The sequence below is a fragment of the uncultured Aggregatibacter sp. genome, from assembly GCF_901873365.1.
Lineage (GTDB): Bacteria > Pseudomonadota > Gammaproteobacteria > Enterobacterales > Pasteurellaceae > Aggregatibacter.
Genome location: NZ_CABFLM010000126.1, coordinates 37961 through 60816, shown reverse-complemented (window position 1 = coordinate 60816; position 22856 = coordinate 37961). Strand labels below are relative to the sequence as shown.

The window sequence follows — 22856 nt, the reverse complement described above, 5'->3', positions numbered from 1 at the left end:
TTAGTATAAACGTGTATTACGTGCGTTTTCACGAGCAACGCGTTTTGCGTGACGTTTTGCGCGGGTGGCATTTTCACGTTTACGAATCGTTGTTGGTTTTTCGTAGAATTCACGAGCACGAACTTCTGCTAAGATACCAGCTTTTTCGCAAGAGCGTTTGAAACGACGTAATGCTACGTCAAAGGATTCATTTTCACGAACTTTAATTACAGGCATAAGCCAATCACCTCAATGAGTTTAATTAATTTAATTGCAATTTAAATTTTATTTGTTGCCACAAGTTGCGGCAGATTCAATAAAGGTCGCAATTTTAATCCAAAGTCACCATGAAAGTAAAGGAAAGATTCGCCTTTTCCTGAAATCCGTGTTAATAAACTGGTTAAACCTGAGTAAAAAAGGTAAAATTTGTGGCATAAATCCAAGATAAACAGAGAATACAAATGCGAATTTTAGGCATCGAAACGTCCTGTGATGAAACAGGCGTTGCCATTTATGACGAAGAAAAAGGTTTGATCGCTAATCAACTCCATACCCAAATTGCGCTACACGCCGATTACGGCGGCGTGGTGCCGGAACTCGCCTCACGCGATCATATCCGCAAACTCGCCCCCTTATTACAAGCCGCACTTCAAGAAGCCCATCTCACCGCCAAAGATATTGACGGCATCGCTTATACCAGTGGCCCCGGTTTAGTCGGCGCATTGTTAGTGGGCTCTACCGTGGCGCGTTCTTTAGCCTATGCGTGGAACGTCCCTGCCATTGGGGTTCATCACATGGAAGGGCATTTACTGGCGCCGATGCTGGAAGAAAATCCACCGCACTTTCCTTTTGTGGCGTTGTTGGTGTCCGGCGGACATACCCAATTAGTGCGTGTGGATGGTGTTGGACGCTACGAATTATTAGGCGAATCTATTGATGATGCCGCCGGGGAAGCATTTGACAAAACGGCAAAATTACTCGGTTTGGATTATCCCGGTGGCGCGGCACTGGCACGTTTAGCGTTAAAGGGTACGCCGAACCGTTTTGCATTCCCTCGCCCAATGACCGATCGTCCCAGTTTGGATTTCAGCTTTTCCGGCTTAAAAACTTTTGCTGCCAATACGCTTCATCAAGTCATGAAAGAAGAAGGGGAATTAACCGAGCAAAGCAAAGCGGATATTGCTTATGCGTTCCAAGAGGCGGTGGTGGATACGCTCGCCATCAAATGCAAGCGTGCGTTAAAGCAAACAGGCTTGAAGCGTTTAGTGATTGCCGGCGGTGTGAGCGCCAATAAACAGTTACGCCAAACCTTAGCGGAGCTGATGCAGCAATTGGGCGGTGAAGTGTTTTACCCGCAACCGCAATTTTGTACCGATAACGGCGCCATGATTGCCTATGCCGGTTTTCTACGTTTAAAACAAGGGCAGCAACAAGATCTTGCCATCGAAGTGCGTCCGCGCTGGGCAATGACCGAATTAACTGCTGTTTAGCCCTCGACAAAAGTGCGGTAGAAAATTGAGGAGATTTCCCCCGATTTTCTACCGCACTTTTACTTTCTTCTTTACGTCCTTTCTGCTTGAATTTTCTGCCGTGAGTTTCTATTGTAAATTTCTACCGCACTCGTCTTCTGCGCTGATGAAATAGCTTGCTCATAGACTGTGTAGCTTTATTGCTTGGCATTGGAGCTTTTTCTGCAACATGAACTCGGCTACGGTGATACTGGCTGAAGAAATAATGCAGGCTGCCGGCAAATAAGACGCCCACTAAAAACACAATAATGATTTCGCCATAAAGCCGATGAAACATCTGATTAATTTTGCTTTTTGTCGATTGGGCATATTTGGCATCAAAAGTCACACGCAGAAAACCTTCTACGCCGTTTGAAGAATAAATCGGTTCGACAATTTGTTGTGAATCCGTGTCTTTTTCTTCCGGTTTATCCAATCCCAATAAACTGCGGAGATTCGGTGAGTTGGTGCTTTGCGCCAATAATTCACCATTACGGGCATAAACAGCAGCGTCCAACACAAATTCCTCTTTGACGAAGTTATCTAAATTTTCCACCAGTTGTTCAGTTTTGGCATTATTAACTAACAACATTGAGAACAAACTGGCTTGTTGCCGCGCCAGTAAATGGGACACGTTCGCCACTTGGTTGACACTGGAAAGCTGTGAGCCGATTTTAAACTGTTTTATACCAAATAAAATGATCGTCATGATGCCGGCACATAGCAACATAATGCCGAATAACATCACCCATTTCATCATTTTTTCTTTTACTAAATGCAAGTTATTTTCCCCAAAGATGGATAAGTAAGCTAGAATAAATCGCTTTTTTGAGAATCGCTACAATTTACAGGATTTTTATGCAAACACAAAATCTGACCGATATTCTTCGTCATTTTCCCTCATTGCCCGCCTCATTAATTGCCGATCAACCTTGTGAAGCCACACAGGCGTTTGTGCTTTATTCCAATAAGCTAAACTTCACAACGTTACAGGCTTTTCAGCAAAAGTGCGGTGAAAATTTTTTGTGTTTTGCCGCATGGACGGTGTTGCATAACACCGTGGTGTTGCTCAAAGGCAACTGGAAAGCGGAATGGGTTGGCATTGCCCATGAATTAGCACTGGATATTGCGCCGTTAAACTTTCACGCCAGTTTAAAGCAAGCAGGATTATTGGTGATGGACATGGATTCCACCGCCATCCAAATTGAATGTATCGATGAAATCGCCAAACTTGCCGGCACCGGTGAGATAGTTTCCGCTATTACGGAACGTGCTATGCGTGGTGAACTCGATTTTAGCCAAAGCCTGCGCCAACGGGTAGCGACCTTAAAAGACGCACCAGAAAGCATTTTGCAAGAGGTCAAACAACATTTACCGCTGATGCCGGGATTGGTGGAAACGGTCAAAGAACTCAAAAATCACGGCTGGAAAGTAGCCATTGCGTCCGGCGGTTTTACCTATTTTGCCGAAGTATTACAACAAAAACTCGGCTTAGATTTTATTGCCGCCAATCAATTTGAAATTATTGACGGCAAACTTACCGGCAAGGTGCAAGGCGCCATTGTGGATGCGCAATACAAAGCGCAAACCTTACAACAGTTGGCACAACAATTTCACATTGCCAAAGAAAACACTGTTGCCATCGGCGACGGCGCCAACGATCTCGCCATGATGCAAGTTGCCGATGTCGGCGTGGCTTATCACGCCAAACCCAAAGTACAACAATTGGCGCAAGTTATCGTCAATTTTACCGATTTAACCGCACTTTTATGTATTTTAAGTGCAAACGACAAAATGAAATAAGGAGAAAACCATGCCATCATTCGACATTGTTTCCGAAATCAGCGGACACGAAATCCGCAACGCCGTGGAAAACGCCAACCGTGAACTGACTAACCGTTGGGATTTCCGCAATGTACAAGCCGCGATCGAATTTAACGAAAAAAACGAAAGCATTAAAGTGAGCAGCGAATCGGATTTCCAAGTGGAGCAACTCATCGACATCTTACGTAACGCGTGCATTAAACGTAACATCGAATCCAATTCCTTGGATATTCCTGCCGACTATGAACACAGCGGCAAAATCTACAGCAAAGAAATCAAGCTGAAACAAGGCATTGAAACCGACATGGCGAAAAAGCTCACCAAGCTTATCAAAGATTCCAAAATCAAAGTCCAAAGCCAAATCCAAGGCGAGCAAGTCCGTGTTACCGGTAAATCCCGCGATGATTTACAAGCCGTGATTCAACTCGTTAAAACCGCCGAACTGGGGCAACCATTCCAATTCAATAATTTCCGCGATTAAAAACGCCTTCAAAGGTGACCGCACTTTCACAATAAAAAAATAAGACCGCCACAACGAGCGGTCTTCTTTTTAGACGTAGATCATATTTTTAAACATTTCCGCTTGAAAATCACAGGCAAGGTCACTATGTTAGAGATAAGGATTCAAACCGAGTCGTTCGACTCATTACACAAGAGGTAAATGCTATGACAGTGAATATCACCAGCAAACAAATGGACATCACCCCTGCAATCCGTGCGCATGTTGAAGAGCGTCTTGCCAAGTTAGACAAATGGCAAACTCAGTTGATTAATCCTCATTTTATTTTGAATAAAACCCCAAAAGGTTTTTCTGTGGAAGCCTCTATCGGCACGCCGAACGGCAATCTTTTAGCCACGGCAGAAGCAGAAGATATGTATAAAGCAATTAACGACGTGGAAGAAAAACTGGAACGTCAACTCAATAAGTTACAACACAAAAGCGAAGCGCGTCGTGCCGATGAGCGTTTGAAAGATTCGTTCAAAGAATAAGCATTAGCTCTACGAGACAGAAATGTTGTTGTAAAAACATAAAAATAAAACACCGCACTTTATTTTATGAGATAAAGTGCGGTTTGTTTTTAGTTAATATTTTCATTCGTGCAAAAAGCAGAAAGCGTATTGCCCAAAGGCGTGATTAATCAATCAAACCCGCCTTCATTAAAAAGCGATAAATGCCGTCTTGGTCAAGCGGTTCCGCCACATGATCGGCAATCGCTTTGAGTTTTTCATGACCGTTGCCCATCGCCACACCTACGCCAACAGTGCTTAACATTTCCAAATCGTTTAATTGATCACCGAACGCCATCACATTATCCATTTGCAGCCCCAAATGTTTCACCACCGCTTGAATACCGCGAGCCTTTGAACCTTCCGCATCAAATAAATCCACGGAATCTTCATGCCAACGCACCACACGCAAGCCATCCAATACGCCTGAATTCCGCACCAACTCATCCTGTTCCACGCGATAAAACGGCAACACTTGTCCAACATCATTTGTTTCAAAAAAGGTTTTATCCACGATGTAATCTTTCAATATCGGATCCATCGCGAACTGCACCACGGAATTCCGCTCCGAAACCGCCACCGTATGATCCGCGACAAACGCATAAGGCATATTATGTTGCTCAAAAAAATGCACCAAACGGCGAATTTTTTCCGTTGGAATCACATGTTTCTCAATGACTTGCCCATGATAACTCGCCATTTGCCCGTTCATGGTCACAAATAAATCAATGCCTTCCTGCTCAATCACCTGATTTAATTTATGCGGGAAAGCACAGCGAGTACGCCCTGTGGCAATGGCAGGAATAATGCCGTTTTCTTTCAATTTACGCATAAACACAGGCACCGTTGCCGGCAGAAAATCACGTTGTTTCATAAACAATGTGTCATCGATATCAAAAAAGACGACTTTAATTTGGTCGCGATAATTCGGGATTGTCATGCTTTTCTCTTCTTTAAATTCAACGTTTGGCAGAAATGTTGCCGGATTTTAGCATTTTTGCGAGGCGGATCCTAAAGTTGGGCAAAAAAACACCGAAAAAAAGCACCGCACTTTATGATGTGCCGATTTTCTTCATTAAGTGCGGTCGCTTTTATGAACGTTTTTCTATCCAGCTGCGTGCATTGCCATGCGCCTCTTAAACTTGCCAAACATGGCTTATGTAGCCGTTGTAACCGAACCATTCGGCGTTTTCCTTATTGCGGTTGCTGCGGTGCGGAACTAGCAGAAAACGCCTTGCACTGTGGCAACTGTTTACAACAGGAGCCCGCGTGGGATCGCATGGTGATTATCGGGCGTTACAACGAACCGCTTTCCACACTGATTCATCGGTTTAAATTTCAACGGCAATTTTGGCTGGATCGCACGCTGGCACGTTTATTATATTTAGCTATTCGCAATGCCCGTCGTACGCACGGATTAATGCTGCCTGAGGTGATTCTGCCCGTGCCGTTACATCATGTTCGCCAATGGCAGCGGGGATATAATCAAGCAGATTTATTGGCGCGTCAACTGAGCAAATGGCTCAACATTCCCGTCAAAAACGACTTAATCATCCGTACCAAACGCACACCGACCCAACGGGGCTTGAGCGCCAAAGATCGGCGAAAAAACTTGAGAAATGCCTTCCAACTTTCCGCCAAACACCGGCATTTTCCGTATCGTCATGTGGCATTAATTGATGATGTGATCACCACCGGTTCAACATTAAACGAAATTGCCAAGTTATTGCGCCAAGCCAATGTGGCACATATTCAAGTATGGGGATTGGCACGAACATAAAACACATGATAAGGCATTTTTATTACACCAAAAGGTGGAAAAAAAACCACATGAAGCGTATCATATCCGACAAATTTAATTAGGTTTTATTGTGGGAGCGTTATGCAACAAATTACTATTTCAGCGGAAGCACAAGCCCATTTCCGCCGTTTATTAGATCAGCAAGAAGAAGGCACTAACATTCGTATTTTCGTTGTCAATCCGGGTACGCCAAGTGCCGAGTGCGGTGTGTCTTACTGCCCACCCAATTCGGTGGAAGCAAGCGATACCGAAATGAAATACGACACCTTTTCCGCCTTTGTGGATGACATTAGCCTACCGTTTTTAGAAGATGCCGAAATTGATTATGTGACGGAAGAATTAGGCGCACAACTCACCTTAAAAGCGCCAAATGCCAAAATGCGCAAAGTGGCAGATGACGCGCCGTTAATTGAACGCGTGGAATACGTCATTCAAACTCAAATCAACCCGCAATTAGCGAGCCACGGCGGTAAAATCACCTTATTAGAAATCACCGATGACGGCTATGCGATTCTACAATTCGGCGGCGGTTGTAACGGTTGCTCCATGGTGGATGTCACCTTGAAAGACGGTGTAGAAAAACAATTGGTTAGCCTTTTCCCTGAGGAGTTAAAAGGTGCAAAAGACGTGACGGAACACCAACGCGGGGAGCATTCTTATTATTAAGATCCCATGATCAAGCCCGTAGCATGAGCCAAGCGAATTCCTTGGCTCTTTTTTCATGCGTATGAATTTCCATGAAAAAAGGCTACAATGAGGCGTTTATTTCATTTTAACAAGAGAAATTATGACTGCACTTAATGTATTAATTTACCCCGAAGATCACCTGAAAGTGGTTTGCGATCCGGTTGCGAACGTGAGCGATGAAACACGCAATATTATTGATGATATGTTCGACACCATGTATCAGGAAGAAGGCATTGGCTTGGCCGCACCGCAAGTGGATATTTTGCAGCGCATTATCACTATTGATATTGAGGGCGATAAACAAAACCAGTTAGTGTTAATTAACCCGGAGATTTTGGCGTCTGAAGGGGAAACCGGCATTGAAGAAGGTTGTTTGTCGATTCCGGGCTTTCGTGCGTTAATTCCTCGTAAGGAAAAAGTCACCGTTAAAGCGCTTGATCGCAATGGTCATGAATTTACGCTGGAAGCAGACGGCTTATTGGCGATTTGTATTCAACATGAAATCGATCATCTCAACGGCATTTTGTTTGTGGATTATCTTTCTCCGCTCAAACGCCAACGGATTAAAGAAAAGCTCGTTAAATTGAAAAAACAGCGAGAAAAGCAAAAACCATTGTAACGTTCCCAAAGTGCGGTGATTTTTAACCGCACTTTTTTCATGTTATACCTCTCCCTCAATGTCATCAGTAATAGGACAATTGTCATGTGGTTTAAAAATGCCCTGATTTATCGAATCACCAAGCCGTTAGATTGGTCGCTCGACACCCTTGCGCCACAGCTTGAACAACACCGCTATCAGCCTTGCGCACAATCGGACATCCTTAAGTTTGGTTGGTCAACGCCGTTGAAAGGCAGCGAATCCCTGTATTTTGCCGTGGGCAAACAGATTTTATTGCTTGCCCAAAAAGAAGAAAAAATGTTGCCGGCACACGTCATTAAGCGTGAATTGGATGCGCGCGTAGAAAAAATTGAACAGGCGGAAAACCGCAAGTTAAAAAAAGTGGAGAAACAAACCTTAAAAGACGACGTGATTGCTACGTTATTGCCGCGCGCGTTTAGTAAATATCAACAAACTGCCTTGTGGATTGATGCGGAAAACCAGCTTATTTATGTTGATGCAGCGTCCGCCAAACGTGCAGAAGAAACGTTGGCGTTGTTACGCAAGTCGTTAGGATCTTTGCCGGTCGTACCGTTAACGTTTGCTAATGAACCCGGACTTGTGATGCAAGAATGGATCGCTCAGACGCAGGTGCCGGAATGGCTGGTTCCGTTAGAGGAAGCGGAGTTGCGCGATGTCAACAATGGGGTTATTCGTTGCAAACAACATGCGTTGGATAACGAAGACATCCTCAGTCTCGTCCATTCTCGATATGTCACGAAGCTGGCGTTGGAATGGGAAGACCGCCTCAGTTTCATGTTAAACGAAGACTGTAGCTTGAAGCGTCTCAAATTTGCCGATGCCGTTCGGGAAAAAAATGACGATATTTTAAAAGAAGATTATGCGCAGCGTTTCGATGCCGATTTCGTGCTGATGACTGGTTTACTCAGTCAGCTCACTGAAAACCTCTTGCACGACTTCGGCGGCGAAAAAGCGCGGTTATAATTTGATATGAATTTCATCTCGTTAATGTAAGGAAAAAATAATGTGGTCAGAGATTTTTATTGGCTATGGCGTATTTATTTTAGAAGTGATTACGTTGCTTTTGATCATTGCCGCCGTGGTGACAACGGTTATCTCAATTAAACAGAAAAAACACACGCAACAAGGGGAGTTGGTGATCACGGATTTATCCCAAACCTTTGAAGAAACCGGTAAAGCATTGCGCGAATTTCATCTCTCGGAGGAGGAATTAAAAGCGGTGGAAAAAGCCGAGAAGAAAGCAGAAAAAATGAAAGCAAAAGCCCTGAAAGCACAGCGCAAAAAAGGCGAAGCAACAGAGGAAGAACAAAAGCCGACGCTTTATGTGTTGCATTTTAAAGGGGATATTGCCGCCAGCGAAACCATGGCGTTAAGAGAGGAAATCAGCGCTATCATTCAAACTGCGAAGCCTAACGATGAAGTTTTGTTATGTTTAGAAAGCCCGGGCGGCATGGTGCATGGCTATGGCTTAGCTGCCTCACAGTTGGCACGTTTAAAACAGCATGACATTAAACTTACGGTTGCCGTGGATAAAGTGGCGGCGAGTGGCGGTTATATGATGGCCTGTGTTGCCGATAAAATCGTTTCGGCGCCCTTTGCGATTATCGGTTCAATCGGCGTGGTGGCACAGGTGCCAAATGTTCATCGGTTACTGAAAAAACATGATGTGGATGTAGATGTCATGACCGCGGGTGAATATAAACGCACGGTGACGATATTTGGAGAAAATACGGAAAAAGGAAAACAAAAATTCCAACAAGAATTAGACGAAACCCATCAACTTTTCAAACAATTTGTCGCTCAACATCGACCGCACTTAGACGTGGATCGTGTGGCAACGGGAGAACATTGGTTTGGACAGCAGGCGTTACGGTTAAATTTAGTGGATGAGATCCTCACAAGCGATGATGTACTATTACAGGCAATGAAAGAAAAACGTGTTTTGGGGCTTCGCTATACAGTGAAAAAGCCGTTATTACAAAGGATCGGTAAACAAGCGGAAGAAAGTGCCGATAACCTATTATTAAATTTACTAAAAAAGAATGGAAGTACACTTATGTAAAATAAGGATCGTTGTCATGGATCCTTGACAACAAGAATAACTTATTGACTTTGTTATACTTGTTATTTTTAGGGTGTCAATTTTATGTAAATCCCTGTGATTTTTCCGTTTTTTGTTTTACATGGGTAAGGAAAGTTTGTTAATATGAGTCGCTTTTAACCAAAACTTACACATAAATCATTTCACTAACCTATAAGGTAAATTAAATGAAATTATCACATTTTTTACTTTCAGCTATCGCAGTCACGACGTTGGTTGGTTGCGGTAACCTCAGCAAAGTATCCAAAGAAGGGACACCTGTTGAGGGAACAGAGTTAGTGTGGCCGAAGATTGAAAAATCTAAGTTTAACCACGATGGCACACAACTCGGTTCATGGCCGAATTGGGATAATGTTCGTATGATCGAAAGAGGTATGAACAAAGACCAAATTTATAACCTCATCGGCGTACCTCATTTTAGCGAAGGCTTATTTGCTGTTCGTGAATGGGATTATGTATTTCACTATCGTGAAAACGGTGAGCATAAAATCTGCCAATACAAGATCTTATTTGACAAAAACATGGATGCCCAAAGCTTCTTCTGGTATCCAAACGGCTGTAACGGCAACTCCACATTTTCTTTAACGGCTGATTTCTTGTTTGACTTCGACAAAGATACCTTAACCGAACAAGGCAAATCCGTAGTAGATAACGTGGCAATGCAATTAAGATCATCTCCGGCGAAAGAAGTAAGAGTCGCTGGTTATACTGACCGTTTAGGCTCTGAATCTTATAACTTGGATCTTTCCCAACGTCGTGCAGAACGTGTTAAATCACGTTTAATCGAACGTGGTATCGCGCTTCCAATTACGGCTATCGGTTACGGTAAAGCGCACCAAGTGAAGGCGTGTAACAGTGAAAAAGGTCAAGAATTAATTCGTTGTTTACACCCTAACCGTCGCGTTGAAATTACCTCTTTCAACACCGCCTCAGGCGCAATGCCAACATTGAAAGGTGTTCAAAGCGGACATCGCGATCCAGCATACTTGTACTAAGTACGCATTGTCATATTGACATCAAGCCATTCCATAGAAAGGGCAATTTAATCTGCCCTTTCTTTTTCGTTTTTCTTAATGTTACCTTTCCTCTTAATTCTTCAAATTTTTCTTTCAAGCACCTCACAGCGTTGTAACACATCATGCACAAGCTTATTGGCCAGTGCCACATAGTTGCCATGAAAACGGCTACTGAAGTTAAGCAGATGATAAAGCTGATAAATGATTTTCCGCGCTTGATACCCTTCCTCTAACGGGAAAGTGCGGTGGTAATTTTCATAGAATTCTTGTGGGAACGGCTCGAATAATTCGGTAAAAGCCAAATCACATTCCCGATCGCCCCAATAACAAGCCGGATCATAAGTCACCGTGTGTCCATCAATGTTGGCGCAGTTTTCAATCCACAAGTTGCCGTGCAAAAGCGAGGGTTTTGGCTGATGTTTTGCCAATAATGTAGCAACGGCTTTAATGATTTTTTCGTTATCCCCGAAATGTAGATTTTTTTCCGCGCAGAGTTGCAATTGCCAACCAATGCGTTGTTCACTGAAGAATTTCGCCCAATGGGAGCCCCATTCGTTCGGTTGATATTGTGGCCCGAGCCAGGTATCAAAAGATAAGCCGTAATTTTCAGAACCTTGATATTGGTGTAAGCGAGCCAATTGCTCACCAAATTCCGCCATATTTTGTGGCGTATTCGGCTGCATTGCTAATCCTTCCAACAACAGAAAACTGTGATTTTGAGAACAACCGACGCCATAGACTTCCGGCACACGAACGGTATTGGTTTTTGCCAACATGATTAACTGATCCGCTTCGGCACGGAACATGGAACGGTAGGACTTTTCATTCATTTTCACAAAAACAGGCTGAATGCCATCATCAATGATCCAAGATTCATGCATTTCGCCGGTATGAATTTTGGTTTTATTTTTGATGGAATAATACGCCCCGAATTGATCAGCTAACACTTGAGAAATCGACTTCCACATACGCTGTTCCTTTTGCTGGTGAATCATAAGGACAGTGTAAAAGATTAAGGGAAAATTACTGTGATATAAGTCAAAATTTGAGCATTTGGTTGTCATTCTAAAATATGCTAGAATTTCGTACCGCACTTGGCTTGTCCATGGTAAGGATGATAAAAGTGCGGTGCTTTTTTAAAACGTTTTTTAATGAAAGAAAACAAGCCACCTTGCGTATGGGTGACCACTGTATAAGGATGCATTATGCCAGTTATTACTTTACCTGACGGTTCACAACGTCAATTCGATAAACCTGTTACCGTATTAGAAGTTGCACAAAGTATTGGTGCAGGTCTTGCCAAAGCGACCATTGCCGGTCGTGTCAACGGCGAACGTAAAGACGCCTGCGATCTGATTACCGAAGATAGCACATTAGAAATTATTACTGCCAAAGACGAAGACGGTTTGGAAATTATTCGTCACTCCACGGCGCACTTACTCGGTCATGCGATTAAACAATTATTCCCGGATGTCAAAATGGCCATCGGTCCGACGATCGACAACGGTTTCTATTATGACGTGGATTTAGACCGCTCTTTAACCCAAGAAGATATTGATGCCCTTGAAAAACGCATGTTGGAGTTGGCGAAAACCAATTATGACGTGATTAAAACGCCGGTCAGTTGGCAAGAAGCAAGAGATACGTTTGAAAAACGTGGCGAGCCGTACAAAATGGCGATTCTAGATGAAAACATCGAACGTACTGCAACGCCTGCGCTTTATCATCACCAAGAATATATTGATATGTGTCGTGGCCCGCATGTGCCGAATATGCGTTTCTGCCATCATTTCAAATTACAAAAAGTGGCCGGAGCATACTGGCGTGGCGACAGCAAAAACAAAATGTTGCAACGGATTTACGGCACAGCCTGGGCAGATAAAAAACAACTGGATGCCTATTTGCAACGCCTAGAAGAAGCGGCAAAACGTGACCACCGTAAAATCGGTAAAGCACTTGATTTATATCATATGCAAGAAGAAGCACCAGGTATGGTGTTCTGGCACAACGATGGTTGGACAATCTTCCGTGAATTGGAAACCTTCGTACGTACTAAATTAAAAGAATACGATTATCAAGAAGTAAAAGGTCCGTTCATGATGGACCGCGTGTTATGGGAAAAAACCGGTCACTGGCAAAACTACGGTGATTTGATGTTTACTACACAATCAGAAAACCGTGAATATGCGATTAAACCGATGAACTGCCCGGGACACGTTCAAATCTTTAACCAAGGGTTAAAATCTTATCGTGATTTACCAATTCGTATGGCGGAATTTGGTTCTTGCCACCGTAATGAGCCTTCCGGTTCTTTACATGGTTTAATGCGTGTACGCGGTTTCACCCAAGATGACGCCCATATTTTCTGTACTGAAGACCAAATTGAAAGCGAAGTGACCAGCTGTATTCGCATGGTTTACGATATTTACAGCACCTTTGGCTTTACCAATATCTTCGTTAAACTTTCAACCCGTCCGGAAAAACGTATCGGTGCGGATGAAATGTGGGATCGCGCAGAGCAAGGTTTAGCCAACGCGTTAAAACACAATGGTCTTGAATATGAAATTCAAGAGGGCGAAGGCGCATTCTACGGTCCGAAAATTGAGTTTGCTTTACGCGACTGCTTAGACCGTGAATGGCAGTGCGGGACTATCCAATTAGACTTTGCACTACCGGGTCGTTTAAATGCGTCTTATGTGGCGGAAGATAATGATCGCCGTACGCCTGTTATGATTCACCGTGCGATTTTAGGTTCTATCGAACGTTTCATCGGTATCATTACCGAAGAATATGCCGGTTTCTTCCCGGCATGGTTGGCGCCAACGCAAGCGGTCGTGATGAACATCACTGACTCTCAATCCGAGTATGTGCAAAAGGTGGCGAAACAGTTATCTGATGCAGGTTTACGTGTGAAAACCGATTTACGCAACGAAAAAGTCGGTTTCAAAATCCGCGAACACACCTTACGCCGCGTGCCTTATATGCTGGTTTGTGGTGATAAGGAAATCGAAGCCGGCAAAGTGGCGGTGCGTACCCGTAAAGGTCAAGATCTCGGCACATTCACGGTGGAAGAATTCTTAGAGATTCTGAAAAAACAAGTGAGAAATCGCGACTTGAAATTATTAGGCGAAGCGTAAGTTCCGCTATTTACGCAACCACATCAAAGTGCGGTTAAAATTAACCGCACTTTTTTTATGCCTGCCCTTGTTGCATAATAATCGACATTCAAGAAAGACGCACTGTCGTATGCCCCGTGTTGCAGGAAAAGATCTGCGCCACAGCATTCGCACCGCAAACGGTAAAATCACACTGACCATAACGTAGAACATGATGAAACCACTCAATATTATCTTTGCCGGCACGCCGGACTTTGCTGCACAGCATTTACACGCTTTGCTCAATTCTTCCCATAACGTTATTGGCGTTTACACTCAGCCGGATAAACCTGCCGGGCGTGGTAAAAAATTACAAGCCAGCCCTGTGAAACAGTTAGCTGAGCAACATCAGATTCCTGTCTATCAACCGAAATCCCTGCGAAAGCCGGAAGCCCAATCCGAATTGTGTGCGTTGCATGCAGATGTCATGGTCGTGGTGGCTTACGGCTTAATTTTACCCCAAGCCGTTTTAGATGCACCAACCTATGGTTGCTTAAATGTACACGGTTCTTTGTTGCCACGTTGGCGTGGTGCGGCACCGATTCAACGATCAATTTGGGCAGGCGATGCACAGACCGGTGTCACGATTATGCAGATGGATGCCGGGTTGGACACGGGCGATATGTTGCACAAAGTGTATTGTGATATTTTGCCGACAGAAACGTCCACAAGCCTTTATCACAAACTGGCAGAGCTTGCGCCGTCGGCGTTAATTGATGTATTGGATAATTTAGGAACCGGTAAATTCACCGCGGAAAAACAAGATGATACGCAAAGCAATTACGCTGACAAACTTTCCAAAGAAGAAGCCAAGTTAAATTGGCAGCTATCGGCAGCGCAGTTGGAACGAAACATTCGCGCGTTTAATCCTTGGCCGATGGCTTATTTGGAATTAATGGATGGACAGAATAACCCGCAAACGTTGAAAGTGTATCAAGCAACCGTGTTGCCCCATGTGAATAAAACACCGGGGACGATTTTAGCCGCTGATAAACAGGGTATCCAAATCGCAACAGCGGATGGCGTACTGAATTTATTGCAATTACAACCGGCGGGCAAGAAACCGATGTCGGCGCAGGATTTATTAAACGGACGGGCTGATTGGTTCCAAGTGGGTAAGGTGCTTGCCTAATGGAAAAACAATACTCATCTAAAAAAACACCTCCAAAAACCACCGCACTTTCGACACGAGCGATGGCAGCGAAAGTGATTTTGCAAGTGTTGGATGAAGGGAAATCCTTGTCCACGTTGATACCGGAAGCGCAATCTTCGGTAAAAGCGCAAGATTTACCGTTGTTGCAAGAAATCTGTTTTGGTGTATGTCGCGTCTTGCCTCGTTTAGAACAGATCATCAAACGTCTTGTGGATAAACCACTTAAAGGCAAAATCCGCATTGTGCATTGTTTGCTATTGGTCGGTTTATATCAGCTGCTTTATATGCGAATCCCTGCGCATGCTGCGGTAGATGAAGTGGTGAATGCGACAAAATCCTTAAAATCTGACAGTTTTCGTGGTTTGGTGAATGGGGTGCTGCGTCGATTTTTGCGTGAACAAGAGGATATTCTTGCGATTGTGGATAAACATTGGCAAACGCTGCATCCCGATTGGTTTGTGAATAAACTGAAAAAGGTTCATCCGAACTGGCGCGAGATCATTGATGCCAATAATCAAAAGCCACCCATGTGGTTGCGGGTGAATACACAAAAAAACAGCTTGGAAACTTACCGCACTTTATTAGCAGCGCAGCAGATGGAAACGCAGGTGACGTCTCATCCGCAGGCACTGGGGTTAACTCAGCCGACAGCCGTGCAACATTTACCGTTGTTTGCTGAAGGTGGTGTGACAGTCCAAGATCTTCATGCGCAATGGGCTGCGTTATTATTACAGCCACAAAATCATGAGGTTATTTTAGATGCCTGTGCGGCACCGGGCGGCAAAACCACCCATATTTTAGAATTGGCGCCACAGGCTGATGTGATGGCGTTGGATGTGGAAGAAAACCGTTTACAACGGGTGAAAGAAAATTTAGCGCGGATGCAACAGCAGGCGACTGTGGTGTGTGGCGACGCGGCGAATCCACAAGCATGGCTAGACAAATTAGGCAAAAGTGCGGTGCGTTTTGATCGCATTTTATTAGATGCACCTTGTTCTGCCACCGGAGTAATTCGCCGTCATCCGGAGATTAAATGGTTGCGTCAAGAGGCTGATATCGAGCAGTTAGTCGCTTTGCAAGGGCAGATTTTGGATGCATTGTGGCATTATTTGAAACCGAATGGGGTATTGTTATATGCAACCTGTTCTGTGCTTGCAGAAGAAAATGCGCAGCAAATTGAGCGCTTTTTACAAAAGACACCTGATGCGCAATTGCTCCCGTTGGATTTACCGTCTGATGTGCTTGCGTGTAATCAAAGTGCGGTCGGTTTTCAGTTTATTCCGCAAGTCAACGGTGGCGATGGCTTTTATTATGCGAAATTGGTAAAACGTCAGGGCTAACGTTAGCCATGGAGAGAATCAAATGAAGATAATTATTTTAGGCGCCGGACAAGTGGGGTCGACCTTGGCAACGAATTTAGTGAGTGAAGATAATGACATCACGCTGGTTGACGATGAGTCGTTGAATTTAGAACATTTACAGGACAAACATGATTTACGCGTCATGCAAGGCCTCGCCTCTTCGCCTAAAATTTTGCGTGATGCCGGTGCGCCCGACGCAGATTTATTAATTGCGGTAACCAGTTCTGACGAAATTAACATGGTTGCCTGCCAAATTGCCTATACCTTGTTTAATACGCCAACTAAAATTGCCCGTATTCGTAACAGTGAGTACTTGAAAGAAAAAGAAAAATTATTTTCTACCGATGCCTTTCCGATTGATCACATTATTTCTCCGGAAAATTTGGTCACGCAGGATATTGTCCGTTTAATTAGCTATCCCGGTGCATTACAGGTGGCGTATCTTGCGAAAGATAAGATCAGTTTGGTTGTGGTGAAAGCCTATTACGGTGGGCCGTTGGTGGGGTATTCCATTTCCACACTAAAAGAACATTTGCCGCACATTGATTGTCGTATCGTATCGATTTTGCGCCAAGATAAAGTCATTCGCCCACAGGGCTCAACAATCATTGAAGCCGGCGATGAAGTTACCTTTATTTGTGCTACCGTACACATTAAAGCGGTCATGAGTGAACTGCAACGCCTCGAAAAACCCTATAAGCGCGTGATGATTGTCAGTGGTGGGAATATCGGTGCCGGCGTCGCAAAACAACTGGAAGCCCATTGCTCGGTGAAACTCATTGAACGAAATGCCGAACGGGCAACTGCGCTGGCAGAAAAATTGTCAAAAACCTTAGTATTTCACGGAGATGCCTCCGATCAAAACCTATTATTTGAAGAACATATTGAAAACATTGACGTGTTCCTTTCCCTTTCAAGTGACGATGAAGCGAATATTATGTCGGCGTTGCTTGCCAAGCGTCTTGGTGCGAAAAAAGCGATGGTATTAATTCAGCGTATGGCCTATATCAATTTGATTCAAGGCGGTACCATTGATATTGCCATTTCGCCACAGCAAGCCACGATTTCAGCCTTGCTAGGTCACGTCCGCAAAGGAGATGTGGCAAACGTCGTGTCTTTACGCCATGGTTTAGCGGAGGCATTAGAAATTGTGGTTCATGGCGATGAAAACACCTCTAATGTCATCGGCCGTGAAATAGGGTCGCTGAAACTGCCGACAGGGACCTTAATCGGTGCTATTTTGCGCGACAATGATGTAATTATCGGCAACAGCCAAACGCTGATTCAAGAGGGAGATCATGTCATCGTGTATTTAAGTGAGAAAAAATACATTTCTGATGTGGAGAAATTATTCCAACCGAGTGCGTTCTTTATTTAAACAAGAAAAAATTGTACTTCCGGCATAAACTGCCTATAATGTGCGCGATTTTTTAAACAAGCGGGGAAGATGAACCCGAGTATTCTCATAATTATTAGGAGATTTCTATGAGTTTTATTAAAGAGTTTCGCGAATTTGCCATGCGTGGCAATGTTGTGGATATGGCTGTCGGTGTGATCATCGGTGGCGCATTTGGGAAGATTGTCAGCTCATTAGTGGCAGATGTTTTTATGCCGGTATTGGGTATTTTAACCGGTGGTGTGGATTTTAAAGATCTTAAAATCACGCTCGCCGATGCTGTGGGAGAAACCCCGGCAGTGACATTAAATTACGGTGTGTTTATTCAAAACGTTTTTGATTTCATCATTATCGCATTTGCAATCTTCATGATGATTAAAGCGTTAAATAAACTGAAAAAACCGGAAGAGAAAGTCAAAGAACTGACCGGCGAAGAAAAATTATTAACCGAAATTCGCGATTTATTGAAAAAATAAGAAACATCACATCAAAATCTTCTCCTTGTGAGAAGATTTTTCTTTTTATTCCTGTATCATATTTGCACTCGCCCATCCCATTTTTAACAAGGAATCCCTATGAGTCATTTAGATGAATTAAAAGCCGAAACCCGAGACATTATTACTGATTTATTAAATGACGGCAGCGATCCGGATGCGCTGTATATTATTGAACACCATATTTCTCATCATGACTTTGATAAATTAGAAAAGATTGCCATGGAGGCGTTTAAAGCCGGCTATGAAGTGTCCGAAGCGGAAGAGTTTGAAGAAGAAAATGGCAACGTGGTATTCTGTTGCGATATTATCAGCGAAGTGGAACTGAAACCGGAAATCATTGATGCACAACAAAAAGAATTATTGCCATTGTTAGAAAAATATAAAGGCAACTATGACGGTTGGGGCACTTATTTTGAAGATCCGAATGCAGAAGAAGATGAATACGGTGATGATGGCGAGTTTTTTGATGATGAAGATGACTTAGATGATGACGAAGAAGCATTCATTAAGCATTAAAACATCCGGAAAATCCACCGCACTTTATATCCACCACACGTTATTTAGGAGAGTCGCATGAAATTAAAATCGTTCACTTTATTACTCTTGCCTTTAAGCCTTGCGTTAACCGCTCACGCAGAACCCCAATCTGTCGATGAAACGAGCAAAAATGTTATTTCTTTTGGCACAGAAGTGTCCAAAGAAGTGGATTATGACGTAATGGCCGTGACACTTTTCATCAAAGAAGAAAATAAAAGCTTAAAAGCCTTAAACCAAACCATCAATGAAAAAGTCAATGCCGCCTTAGATGTGATTAAAAAACAAAGTGCGGTAGAAATTAAGAAAAATGCCCGTAACACACAAGTGCGTTACGATGACAAAGGCAAGCAAGCCGGCTGGGCTGAACGTGCCGATTTAGTCTTAGAAAGCAAGGATTTTGTGGCACTGTCTCAAGTGATTTCTGACCTCAATGACACCTTCGCCATTGCCGATGTGATGCAAAAACTGTCCAAAGAAGCTACGGCTAAATTTGAAGATGAAATGATGAAAAGTGCTTTAGCGCAATTCCAACATAAAGCCCAATTAATCCAAACTTCACTCAATGCAAAAGGCTATGAAATTCTCAATTTAAATTTGGATAGCCGAAATGAACTTCCCTATTTTGAAGGTCGCATGATGCCACTGGCTAAAGCGAGCGCATTCGCTTCAGAAAATGCAGATGAAGTTAACTTAGATAGCCACAGTAAGGCGGAATTAAAAGCGACAGTGAGCGCACAAATTAAGTTATTCAACTAATCTCTTTTTCCCGAAAGCGATTTTTTATAGAATGACAATGTTTTTTACGGTAAAGATTGCCGTAGAAATCTTCCTTTCAACAAATGAGGTAAACAATGAAAGTTGCAAAAAATGTGGTGGTAAGTATCGCTTATCAAGTTCGTACTGAAGACGGTGTGTTAGTGGATGAAGCACCGGCAAATCAACCGTTACAATATTTACAAGGTCATAATAACCTTGTGATCGGTTTAGAAAATGCCTTAGAAGGCAAATCGGTAGGTGACAAATTTGAAGTTCGTGTAAAACCGGAAGAAGGCTACGGTGAATACAACGAAAACATGGTACAACGCGTGCCGAAAGACGTGTTCGTTGGTGTAGATGATCTGGCGGTAGGCATGCGCTTTATTGCCGACACCGATATGGGACCGTTGCCTGTGGTCATTACGGAAGTGGGTGACAATGATGTTGTCGTCGATGGTAACCATATGTTAGCCGGTCAAGAGTTACATTTCACGGTAGAAGTCATCGATACACGCGAAGCAACATTGGAAGAAATCGCACACGGCCATTTACACCAAGAAGGCGGTTGCTGCGGCGGTCATGACAGCGATGAAGAAGGCCATGGCTGCGGTTGTGGCGGTCATCACCACCATCATGATCACGCTCATGAGCACCATGAAGAAGCGCATGAAAGCCATGGTTGTGGCTGTGGATGTAACCACTAATCAACAAAAACAAATGAATGGCACCTCATTTTATTGTGATTGAGCGCCACCACTAAAAAAAATCCTAACGGGCAAACGCGCGTTAGGATTTTATTTTCACAGAAGGATTCCTCCCCCGTAGCGTGCAACTTGTTGCACGAATGATTAATCTCGATGCGTAATTCACAATTTCGTGCGTAGCGTGCAACTTGTTGCACAACCAAACCACGCACTGAACGTTATTTCCCTCTTTCGGACATTCACGATTTCGTGCGTAGCGTGCAACTTGTTGCACGACCAAACCACACACAGAACGTTATTTACCCCTTTCGGGCATTCACGATTTCGTGCGTAGCGTGCATCTTGATGCACGACCAAACCATGCACAGAACGTTATTTCACACTTTCGGGCATTCACGATTTCGTGCAACAAGTTGCACGCTACGATTCAAAAAAAATCCTAACGGGCAAAAGCGCATTAGGATTTTATTTTCACGGGAGGATTATTTTAATCCTGCCGCAGCACGTAAGTCTGCTGCGCGATCGATTTTTTCCCAAGGGAATTGTTCACGACCAAAGTGACCATAAGCCGCTGTTTGGCGATAAATCGGTTGGATTAAATCTAACATTTTGATTAAGCCGTACGGACGTAAATCAAAGAATTCACGCACTAAATTGACCAACAATTCATTGGCAACTTTGCCTGTGCCGAAAGTTTCGATCATGATAGATGTCGGTTCAGCCACACCAATCGCATAGGAAAGTTGGATTTCACAACGATCGGCAAGGCCTGCTGCAACGATGTTTTTTGCCACATAACGGGCAGCATAAGCAGCAGAGCGGTCAACTTTCGACGGGTCTTTACCGGAGAATGCACCGCCACCATGACGGGCTGCGCCGCCGTAAGTATCCACAATAATTTTACGACCGGTTAAACCGCAGTCACCCATAGGGCCACCGATAACGAAACGACCGGTTGGGTTAATGAAATATTTGGTATCTTTGGATAACCAATGCGCCGGCAATACCGGTTTGATGATTTCTTCCATCACGCCTTCGTGCAAGTCTTTTTGGCTGATGGTTTCAGCATGTTGAGTAGAAAGCACCACGGCATCAATGCCGACAATCTTGTGATCTTCATATTTAAAGGTTAATTGGCTTTTAGCATCCGGGCGCAACCAATCTAATTTGCCGCTTTTACGCACTTGTGCTTGGCGTTCCATTAAACGGTGCGCATAAGTGATAGCGGCCGGCATGAACACATCGGTTTCATTGGTGGCATAACCAAACATAATGCCTTGGTCGCCTGCACCTTGGTCTAACGGACTTTCACGATCCACGCCTTGGTTGATGTCGGCAGATTGTTTGCCAATCGCATTTAATACCGCGCAAGAACGACCATCAAAGCCCATTTCAGAGCTGGTATAGCCAATGTCGCAAATCACTTCACGCGCTAAGTTTTCAATATCAACCCAAGCAGAGGTGGTGATTTCACCGCCCACTAATGCCATCCCGGTTTTCACATAGGTTTCGCAGGCAACACGGGCTTTCGGATCTTGTTTAATGATTTCATCTAATACCGCATCAGAAATTTGATCGGCGATTTTATCCGGATGCCCTTCAGAAACGGACTCGGACGTAAATAAATATTGACTCATACTCTTCTCCAAAAATAATTCTGTGTAATAACAAACGCAAAGATGTTTAGAGGGATTTACATCTAGACGGCTATAATACGCCTTTAGCCCTAAAACGCAAGGTAATTCAGGTGGGATTTTTATCGATTTTATGCGTAGCGTGCATCTTGATGCACGAACAAACCACACACGGAACGTAAAAAAACGACCGCACTTTGGGTGGAAAGTGCGGTCGATTTTCGTCTTATTTTAAATCTTCGGCTAAGCAAGGCTGAATGTTATTCAACATTTCTTTTAACACGCGTGGTGCTGCGGCAACAATATGGCCGGCTTTTAAGTAACTATGACCGGCATGATAGTCGGTCACGATACCGCCTGCCTCACGAACGATTAAATCGCCAGCTGCCACATCCCAAGCTTTAATGCCATATTCAAAATAGCCGTCAACACGACCGGCTGCCACATAGCAAAGATCTAACGCTGCAGAACCGGTGCGACGGAAATCAGCCACCTCTTGAATAAGACTTTCCATCATGCGAAATTGCATTGGCATATATTTAGCTTGTTTAAACGGAAAACCGGTGGCAAGTACAGCGCCAGATAAATCACGCTTATTTTCCACGCGTAAACGTAGGTCATTTAATTTTGCGCCTTCACCGCGCACAGCAGTAAATAATTCGTTACGGATAGGATCATAAACCACGCCCACTTCGGTGCGGCCTTTAACACGAATAGCAATAGAAACGGAGAAATGAGGCAAACCTTTTACAAAGTTTGTGGTGCCATCCAGCGGATCAATCACCCATTGAACATCGTTATCACTGCCCTCTAACGCACCACTTTCTTCAGTGATGATGGTATGGTTAGGGTAAGATTTTTTGATGACCTCAATAATGGCTTCTTCCGAAGCTTTATCGACATTAGTCACATAATCGTTTTTACCTTTTTCCATCGTGATGATGTCGTCACGACGCTCATAATTTTTTGCAATAATATTGCCTGCTTTTCGTGCTGCACGAATCGAGATATTTAACATAGGATTCATAGATTCCACCGGATTTTAAAGAACAATTTAGGTGCGAAATTATAAGAGATTTAAAAGAAAATAGCTATCAGA

At 43.7% G+C, this 22856-nt stretch carries 24 protein-coding genes; 18 read left to right on the top strand and 6 right to left on the bottom strand.

The window, feature by feature from the left end; genetic code table 11:
• The gene (gene rpsU, locus QZ106_RS10175; RefSeq protein WP_005701713.1) at positions 1 to 216 is read right to left on the bottom strand and encodes a 30S ribosomal protein S21; all 216 of its coding nucleotides are present in this window, start codon (positions 214 to 216) and stop codon (positions 1 to 3) included.
• A gap of 224 nt (positions 217 to 440) precedes the next feature.
• On the opposite strand from rpsU, the gene tsaD reads away from it, so the two are divergent.
• A complete protein-coding gene (tsaD, locus tag QZ106_RS10170; protein WP_295976692.1) occupies positions 441 to 1469 on the top strand; it encodes a tRNA (adenosine(37)-N6)-threonylcarbamoyltransferase complex transferase subunit TsaD in 1029 nt (342 codons plus the stop codon).
• A gap of 121 nt (positions 1470 to 1590) precedes the next feature.
• Here tsaD and QZ106_RS10165 read toward each other — a convergent pair whose 3' ends face one another.
• The gene (locus QZ106_RS10165) at positions 1591 to 2268 is read right to left on the bottom strand and encodes a YtjB family periplasmic protein (RefSeq protein ID WP_295976691.1); all 678 of its coding nucleotides are present in this window, start codon (positions 2266 to 2268) and stop codon (positions 1591 to 1593) included.
• A 77-nt stretch (positions 2269 to 2345) separates the two neighbouring features.
• On the opposite strand from QZ106_RS10165, the gene serB reads away from it, so the two are divergent.
• From serB to raiA, 3 genes are all read left to right on the top strand, one after another.
• The gene (serB, locus tag QZ106_RS10160) at positions 2346 to 3290 is read left to right on the top strand and encodes a phosphoserine phosphatase (RefSeq protein ID WP_295976690.1); all 945 of its coding nucleotides are present in this window, start codon (positions 2346 to 2348) and stop codon (positions 3288 to 3290) included.
• Positions 3291 to 3300: 10 nt separating this feature from the next.
• Positions 3301 to 3792, top strand: a complete 492-nt coding sequence (locus QZ106_RS10155) for a YajQ family cyclic di-GMP-binding protein (RefSeq protein ID WP_295976689.1) — start codon at positions 3301 to 3303, stop codon at positions 3790 to 3792.
• Positions 3793 to 3977: 185 nt separating this feature from the next.
• The gene (gene raiA, locus QZ106_RS10150) at positions 3978 to 4301 is read left to right on the top strand and encodes a ribosome-associated translation inhibitor RaiA (RefSeq protein ID WP_021616828.1); all 324 of its coding nucleotides are present in this window, start codon (positions 3978 to 3980) and stop codon (positions 4299 to 4301) included.
• A gap of 145 nt (positions 4302 to 4446) precedes the next feature.
• Here raiA and QZ106_RS10145 read toward each other — a convergent pair whose 3' ends face one another.
• Positions 4447 to 5259, bottom strand: a complete 813-nt coding sequence (locus tag QZ106_RS10145; RefSeq protein ID WP_295976687.1) for a Cof-type HAD-IIB family hydrolase — start codon at positions 5257 to 5259, stop codon at positions 4447 to 4449.
• Positions 5260 to 5412: 153 nt separating this feature from the next.
• On the opposite strand from QZ106_RS10145, the gene QZ106_RS10140 reads away from it, so the two are divergent.
• From QZ106_RS10140 to QZ106_RS10115, 6 genes are all read left to right on the top strand, one after another.
• Complete coding sequence (locus tag QZ106_RS10140; RefSeq protein WP_295976686.1) at positions 5413 to 6099, top strand: phosphoribosyltransferase family protein; 687 nt, start codon at positions 5413 to 5415, stop codon at positions 6097 to 6099.
• Between the two features lie 102 nt (positions 6100 to 6201).
• Positions 6202 to 6786, top strand: coding sequence for a Fe-S biogenesis protein NfuA (nfuA, locus tag QZ106_RS10135; protein WP_295976685.1), 585 nt, complete (start codon positions 6202 to 6204; stop codon positions 6784 to 6786).
• Positions 6787 to 6907: 121 nt separating this feature from the next.
• Positions 6908 to 7426 (top strand): peptide deformylase, encoded by a 519-nt coding sequence (def, locus tag QZ106_RS10130; RefSeq protein ID WP_295976684.1) that lies wholly within the window; start codon positions 6908 to 6910, stop codon positions 7424 to 7426.
• Positions 7427 to 7510: 84 nt separating this feature from the next.
• On the top strand, positions 7511 to 8410 hold the full coding sequence (gene rdgC / locus QZ106_RS10125; RefSeq protein WP_295976683.1) for a recombination-associated protein RdgC: 900 nt from the start codon (positions 7511 to 7513) through the stop codon (positions 8408 to 8410).
• A 40-nt stretch (positions 8411 to 8450) separates the two neighbouring features.
• Positions 8451 to 9509, top strand: coding sequence for a protease SohB (gene sohB / locus QZ106_RS10120; protein WP_295976682.1), 1059 nt, complete (start codon positions 8451 to 8453; stop codon positions 9507 to 9509).
• Between the two features lie 206 nt (positions 9510 to 9715).
• The gene (locus QZ106_RS10115) at positions 9716 to 10543 is read left to right on the top strand and encodes an OmpA family protein (RefSeq protein ID WP_209363570.1); all 828 of its coding nucleotides are present in this window, start codon (positions 9716 to 9718) and stop codon (positions 10541 to 10543) included.
• A gap of 101 nt (positions 10544 to 10644) precedes the next feature.
• On the opposite strand, the gene QZ106_RS10110 is transcribed toward QZ106_RS10115, so the two are convergent.
• The gene (locus tag QZ106_RS10110; RefSeq protein WP_295976681.1) at positions 10645 to 11532 is read right to left on the bottom strand and encodes a fructosamine kinase family protein; all 888 of its coding nucleotides are present in this window, start codon (positions 11530 to 11532) and stop codon (positions 10645 to 10647) included.
• Between the two features lie 237 nt (positions 11533 to 11769).
• Here QZ106_RS10110 and thrS point away from each other — a divergent pair, with 237 nt between their 5' ends.
• The 8 genes from thrS (at position 11770) to slyD (ending at position 20123) form a co-directional block, all read left to right on the top strand.
• Positions 11770 to 13701 (top strand): threonine--tRNA ligase, encoded by a 1932-nt coding sequence (gene thrS, locus QZ106_RS10105; RefSeq protein ID WP_295976680.1) that lies wholly within the window; start codon positions 11770 to 11772, stop codon positions 13699 to 13701.
• A 193-nt stretch (positions 13702 to 13894) separates the two neighbouring features.
• Complete coding sequence (fmt, locus tag QZ106_RS10100; protein ID WP_295976703.1) at positions 13895 to 14851, top strand: methionyl-tRNA formyltransferase; 957 nt, start codon at positions 13895 to 13897, stop codon at positions 14849 to 14851.
• Positions 14851 to 16212 carry a 16S rRNA (cytosine(967)-C(5))-methyltransferase RsmB gene (rsmB, locus tag QZ106_RS10095; RefSeq protein WP_295976679.1) on the top strand — a complete coding sequence of 454 codons (1362 nt, stop codon included), beginning with the start codon at positions 14851 to 14853 and terminating at the stop codon, positions 16210 to 16212. The genes fmt and rsmB overlap by 1 nt, the downstream gene beginning before the upstream one ends.
• A gap of 22 nt (positions 16213 to 16234) precedes the next feature.
• Complete coding sequence (trkA, locus tag QZ106_RS10090; protein WP_021616841.1) at positions 16235 to 17611, top strand: Trk system potassium transporter TrkA; 1377 nt, start codon at positions 16235 to 16237, stop codon at positions 17609 to 17611.
• Positions 17612 to 17718: 107 nt separating this feature from the next.
• Positions 17719 to 18105 carry a large-conductance mechanosensitive channel protein MscL gene (mscL, locus tag QZ106_RS10085; protein WP_209363578.1) on the top strand — a complete coding sequence of 129 codons (387 nt, stop codon included), beginning with the start codon at positions 17719 to 17721 and terminating at the stop codon, positions 18103 to 18105.
• 99 nt (positions 18106 to 18204) lie between these two features.
• Positions 18205 to 18642 (top strand): ribonuclease E inhibitor RraB, encoded by a 438-nt coding sequence (gene rraB / locus QZ106_RS10080; RefSeq protein WP_295976678.1) that lies wholly within the window; start codon positions 18205 to 18207, stop codon positions 18640 to 18642.
• 57 nt (positions 18643 to 18699) lie between these two features.
• Positions 18700 to 19419, top strand: coding sequence for an SIMPL domain-containing protein (locus QZ106_RS10075; protein ID WP_295976677.1), 720 nt, complete (start codon positions 18700 to 18702; stop codon positions 19417 to 19419).
• A gap of 95 nt (positions 19420 to 19514) precedes the next feature.
• Positions 19515 to 20123, top strand: coding sequence for a peptidylprolyl isomerase (slyD, locus tag QZ106_RS10070; RefSeq protein ID WP_295976675.1), 609 nt, complete (start codon positions 19515 to 19517; stop codon positions 20121 to 20123).
• Between the two features lie 482 nt (positions 20124 to 20605).
• Here the strand turns inward: slyD and metK are convergent, their stop codons facing one another.
• Positions 20606 to 21760, bottom strand: a complete 1155-nt coding sequence (gene metK / locus QZ106_RS10065) for a methionine adenosyltransferase (protein WP_295976674.1) — start codon at positions 21758 to 21760, stop codon at positions 20606 to 20608.
• Positions 21761 to 21983: 223 nt separating this feature from the next.
• Entirely contained in the window at positions 21984 to 22784 is an 801-nt protein-coding gene (gene suhB / locus QZ106_RS10060; protein ID WP_295976673.1) for an inositol-1-monophosphatase, read from the bottom strand.
• Between the last annotated feature and the right edge of the window lie 72 nt (positions 22785 to 22856).

Excerpts from the sequence above, each read along its gene's own strand:
- serB (WP_295976690.1), top strand. The coding sequence starts at position 2,346 with ATGCAAACACAAAATCTGACCGATATTCTTCGTCATTTTCCCTCATTG.
- fmt (WP_295976703.1), top strand. The coding sequence starts at position 13,895 with ATGAAACCACTCAATATTATCTTTGCCGGCACGCCGGACTTTGCTGCA.
- sohB (WP_295976682.1), top strand. The coding sequence starts at position 8,451 with ATGTGGTCAGAGATTTTTATTGGCTATGGCGTATTTATTTTAGAAGTG.
- rsmB (WP_295976679.1), top strand. The coding sequence starts at position 14,851 with ATGGAAAAACAATACTCATCTAAAAAAACACCTCCAAAAACCACCGCA.
- slyD (WP_295976675.1), top strand. The coding sequence starts at position 19,515 with ATGAAAGTTGCAAAAAATGTGGTGGTAAGTATCGCTTATCAAGTTCGT.
- rdgC (WP_295976683.1), top strand. The coding sequence starts at position 7,511 with ATGTGGTTTAAAAATGCCCTGATTTATCGAATCACCAAGCCGTTAGAT.
- QZ106_RS10155 (WP_295976689.1), top strand. The coding sequence starts at position 3,301 with ATGCCATCATTCGACATTGTTTCCGAAATCAGCGGACACGAAATCCGC.
- suhB (WP_295976673.1), bottom strand. The coding sequence starts at position 22,784 with ATGAATCCTATGTTAAATATCTCGATTCGTGCAGCACGAAAAGCAGGC.
- QZ106_RS10145 (WP_295976687.1), bottom strand. The coding sequence starts at position 5,259 with ATGACAATCCCGAATTATCGCGACCAAATTAAAGTCGTCTTTTTTGAT.
- raiA (WP_021616828.1), top strand. The coding sequence starts at position 3,978 with ATGACAGTGAATATCACCAGCAAACAAATGGACATCACCCCTGCAATC.
- QZ106_RS10140 (WP_295976686.1), top strand. The coding sequence starts at position 5,413 with ATGAACGTTTTTCTATCCAGCTGCGTGCATTGCCATGCGCCTCTTAAA.
- mscL (WP_209363578.1), top strand. The coding sequence starts at position 17,719 with ATGAGTTTTATTAAAGAGTTTCGCGAATTTGCCATGCGTGGCAATGTT.
- nfuA (WP_295976685.1), top strand. The coding sequence starts at position 6,202 with ATGCAACAAATTACTATTTCAGCGGAAGCACAAGCCCATTTCCGCCGT.
- metK (WP_295976674.1), bottom strand. The coding sequence starts at position 21,760 with ATGAGTCAATATTTATTTACGTCCGAGTCCGTTTCTGAAGGGCATCCG.
- QZ106_RS10115 (WP_209363570.1), top strand. The coding sequence starts at position 9,716 with ATGAAATTATCACATTTTTTACTTTCAGCTATCGCAGTCACGACGTTG.
- QZ106_RS10110 (WP_295976681.1), bottom strand. The coding sequence starts at position 11,532 with ATGTGGAAGTCGATTTCTCAAGTGTTAGCTGATCAATTCGGGGCGTAT.
- thrS (WP_295976680.1), top strand. The coding sequence starts at position 11,770 with ATGCCAGTTATTACTTTACCTGACGGTTCACAACGTCAATTCGATAAA.
- trkA (WP_021616841.1), top strand. The coding sequence starts at position 16,235 with ATGAAGATAATTATTTTAGGCGCCGGACAAGTGGGGTCGACCTTGGCA.
- rraB (WP_295976678.1), top strand. The coding sequence starts at position 18,205 with ATGAGTCATTTAGATGAATTAAAAGCCGAAACCCGAGACATTATTACT.
- def (WP_295976684.1), top strand. The coding sequence starts at position 6,908 with ATGACTGCACTTAATGTATTAATTTACCCCGAAGATCACCTGAAAGTG.
- rpsU (WP_005701713.1), bottom strand. The coding sequence starts at position 216 with ATGCCTGTAATTAAAGTTCGTGAAAATGAATCCTTTGACGTAGCATTA.
- QZ106_RS10075 (WP_295976677.1), top strand. The coding sequence starts at position 18,700 with ATGAAATTAAAATCGTTCACTTTATTACTCTTGCCTTTAAGCCTTGCG.
- tsaD (WP_295976692.1), top strand. The coding sequence starts at position 441 with ATGCGAATTTTAGGCATCGAAACGTCCTGTGATGAAACAGGCGTTGCC.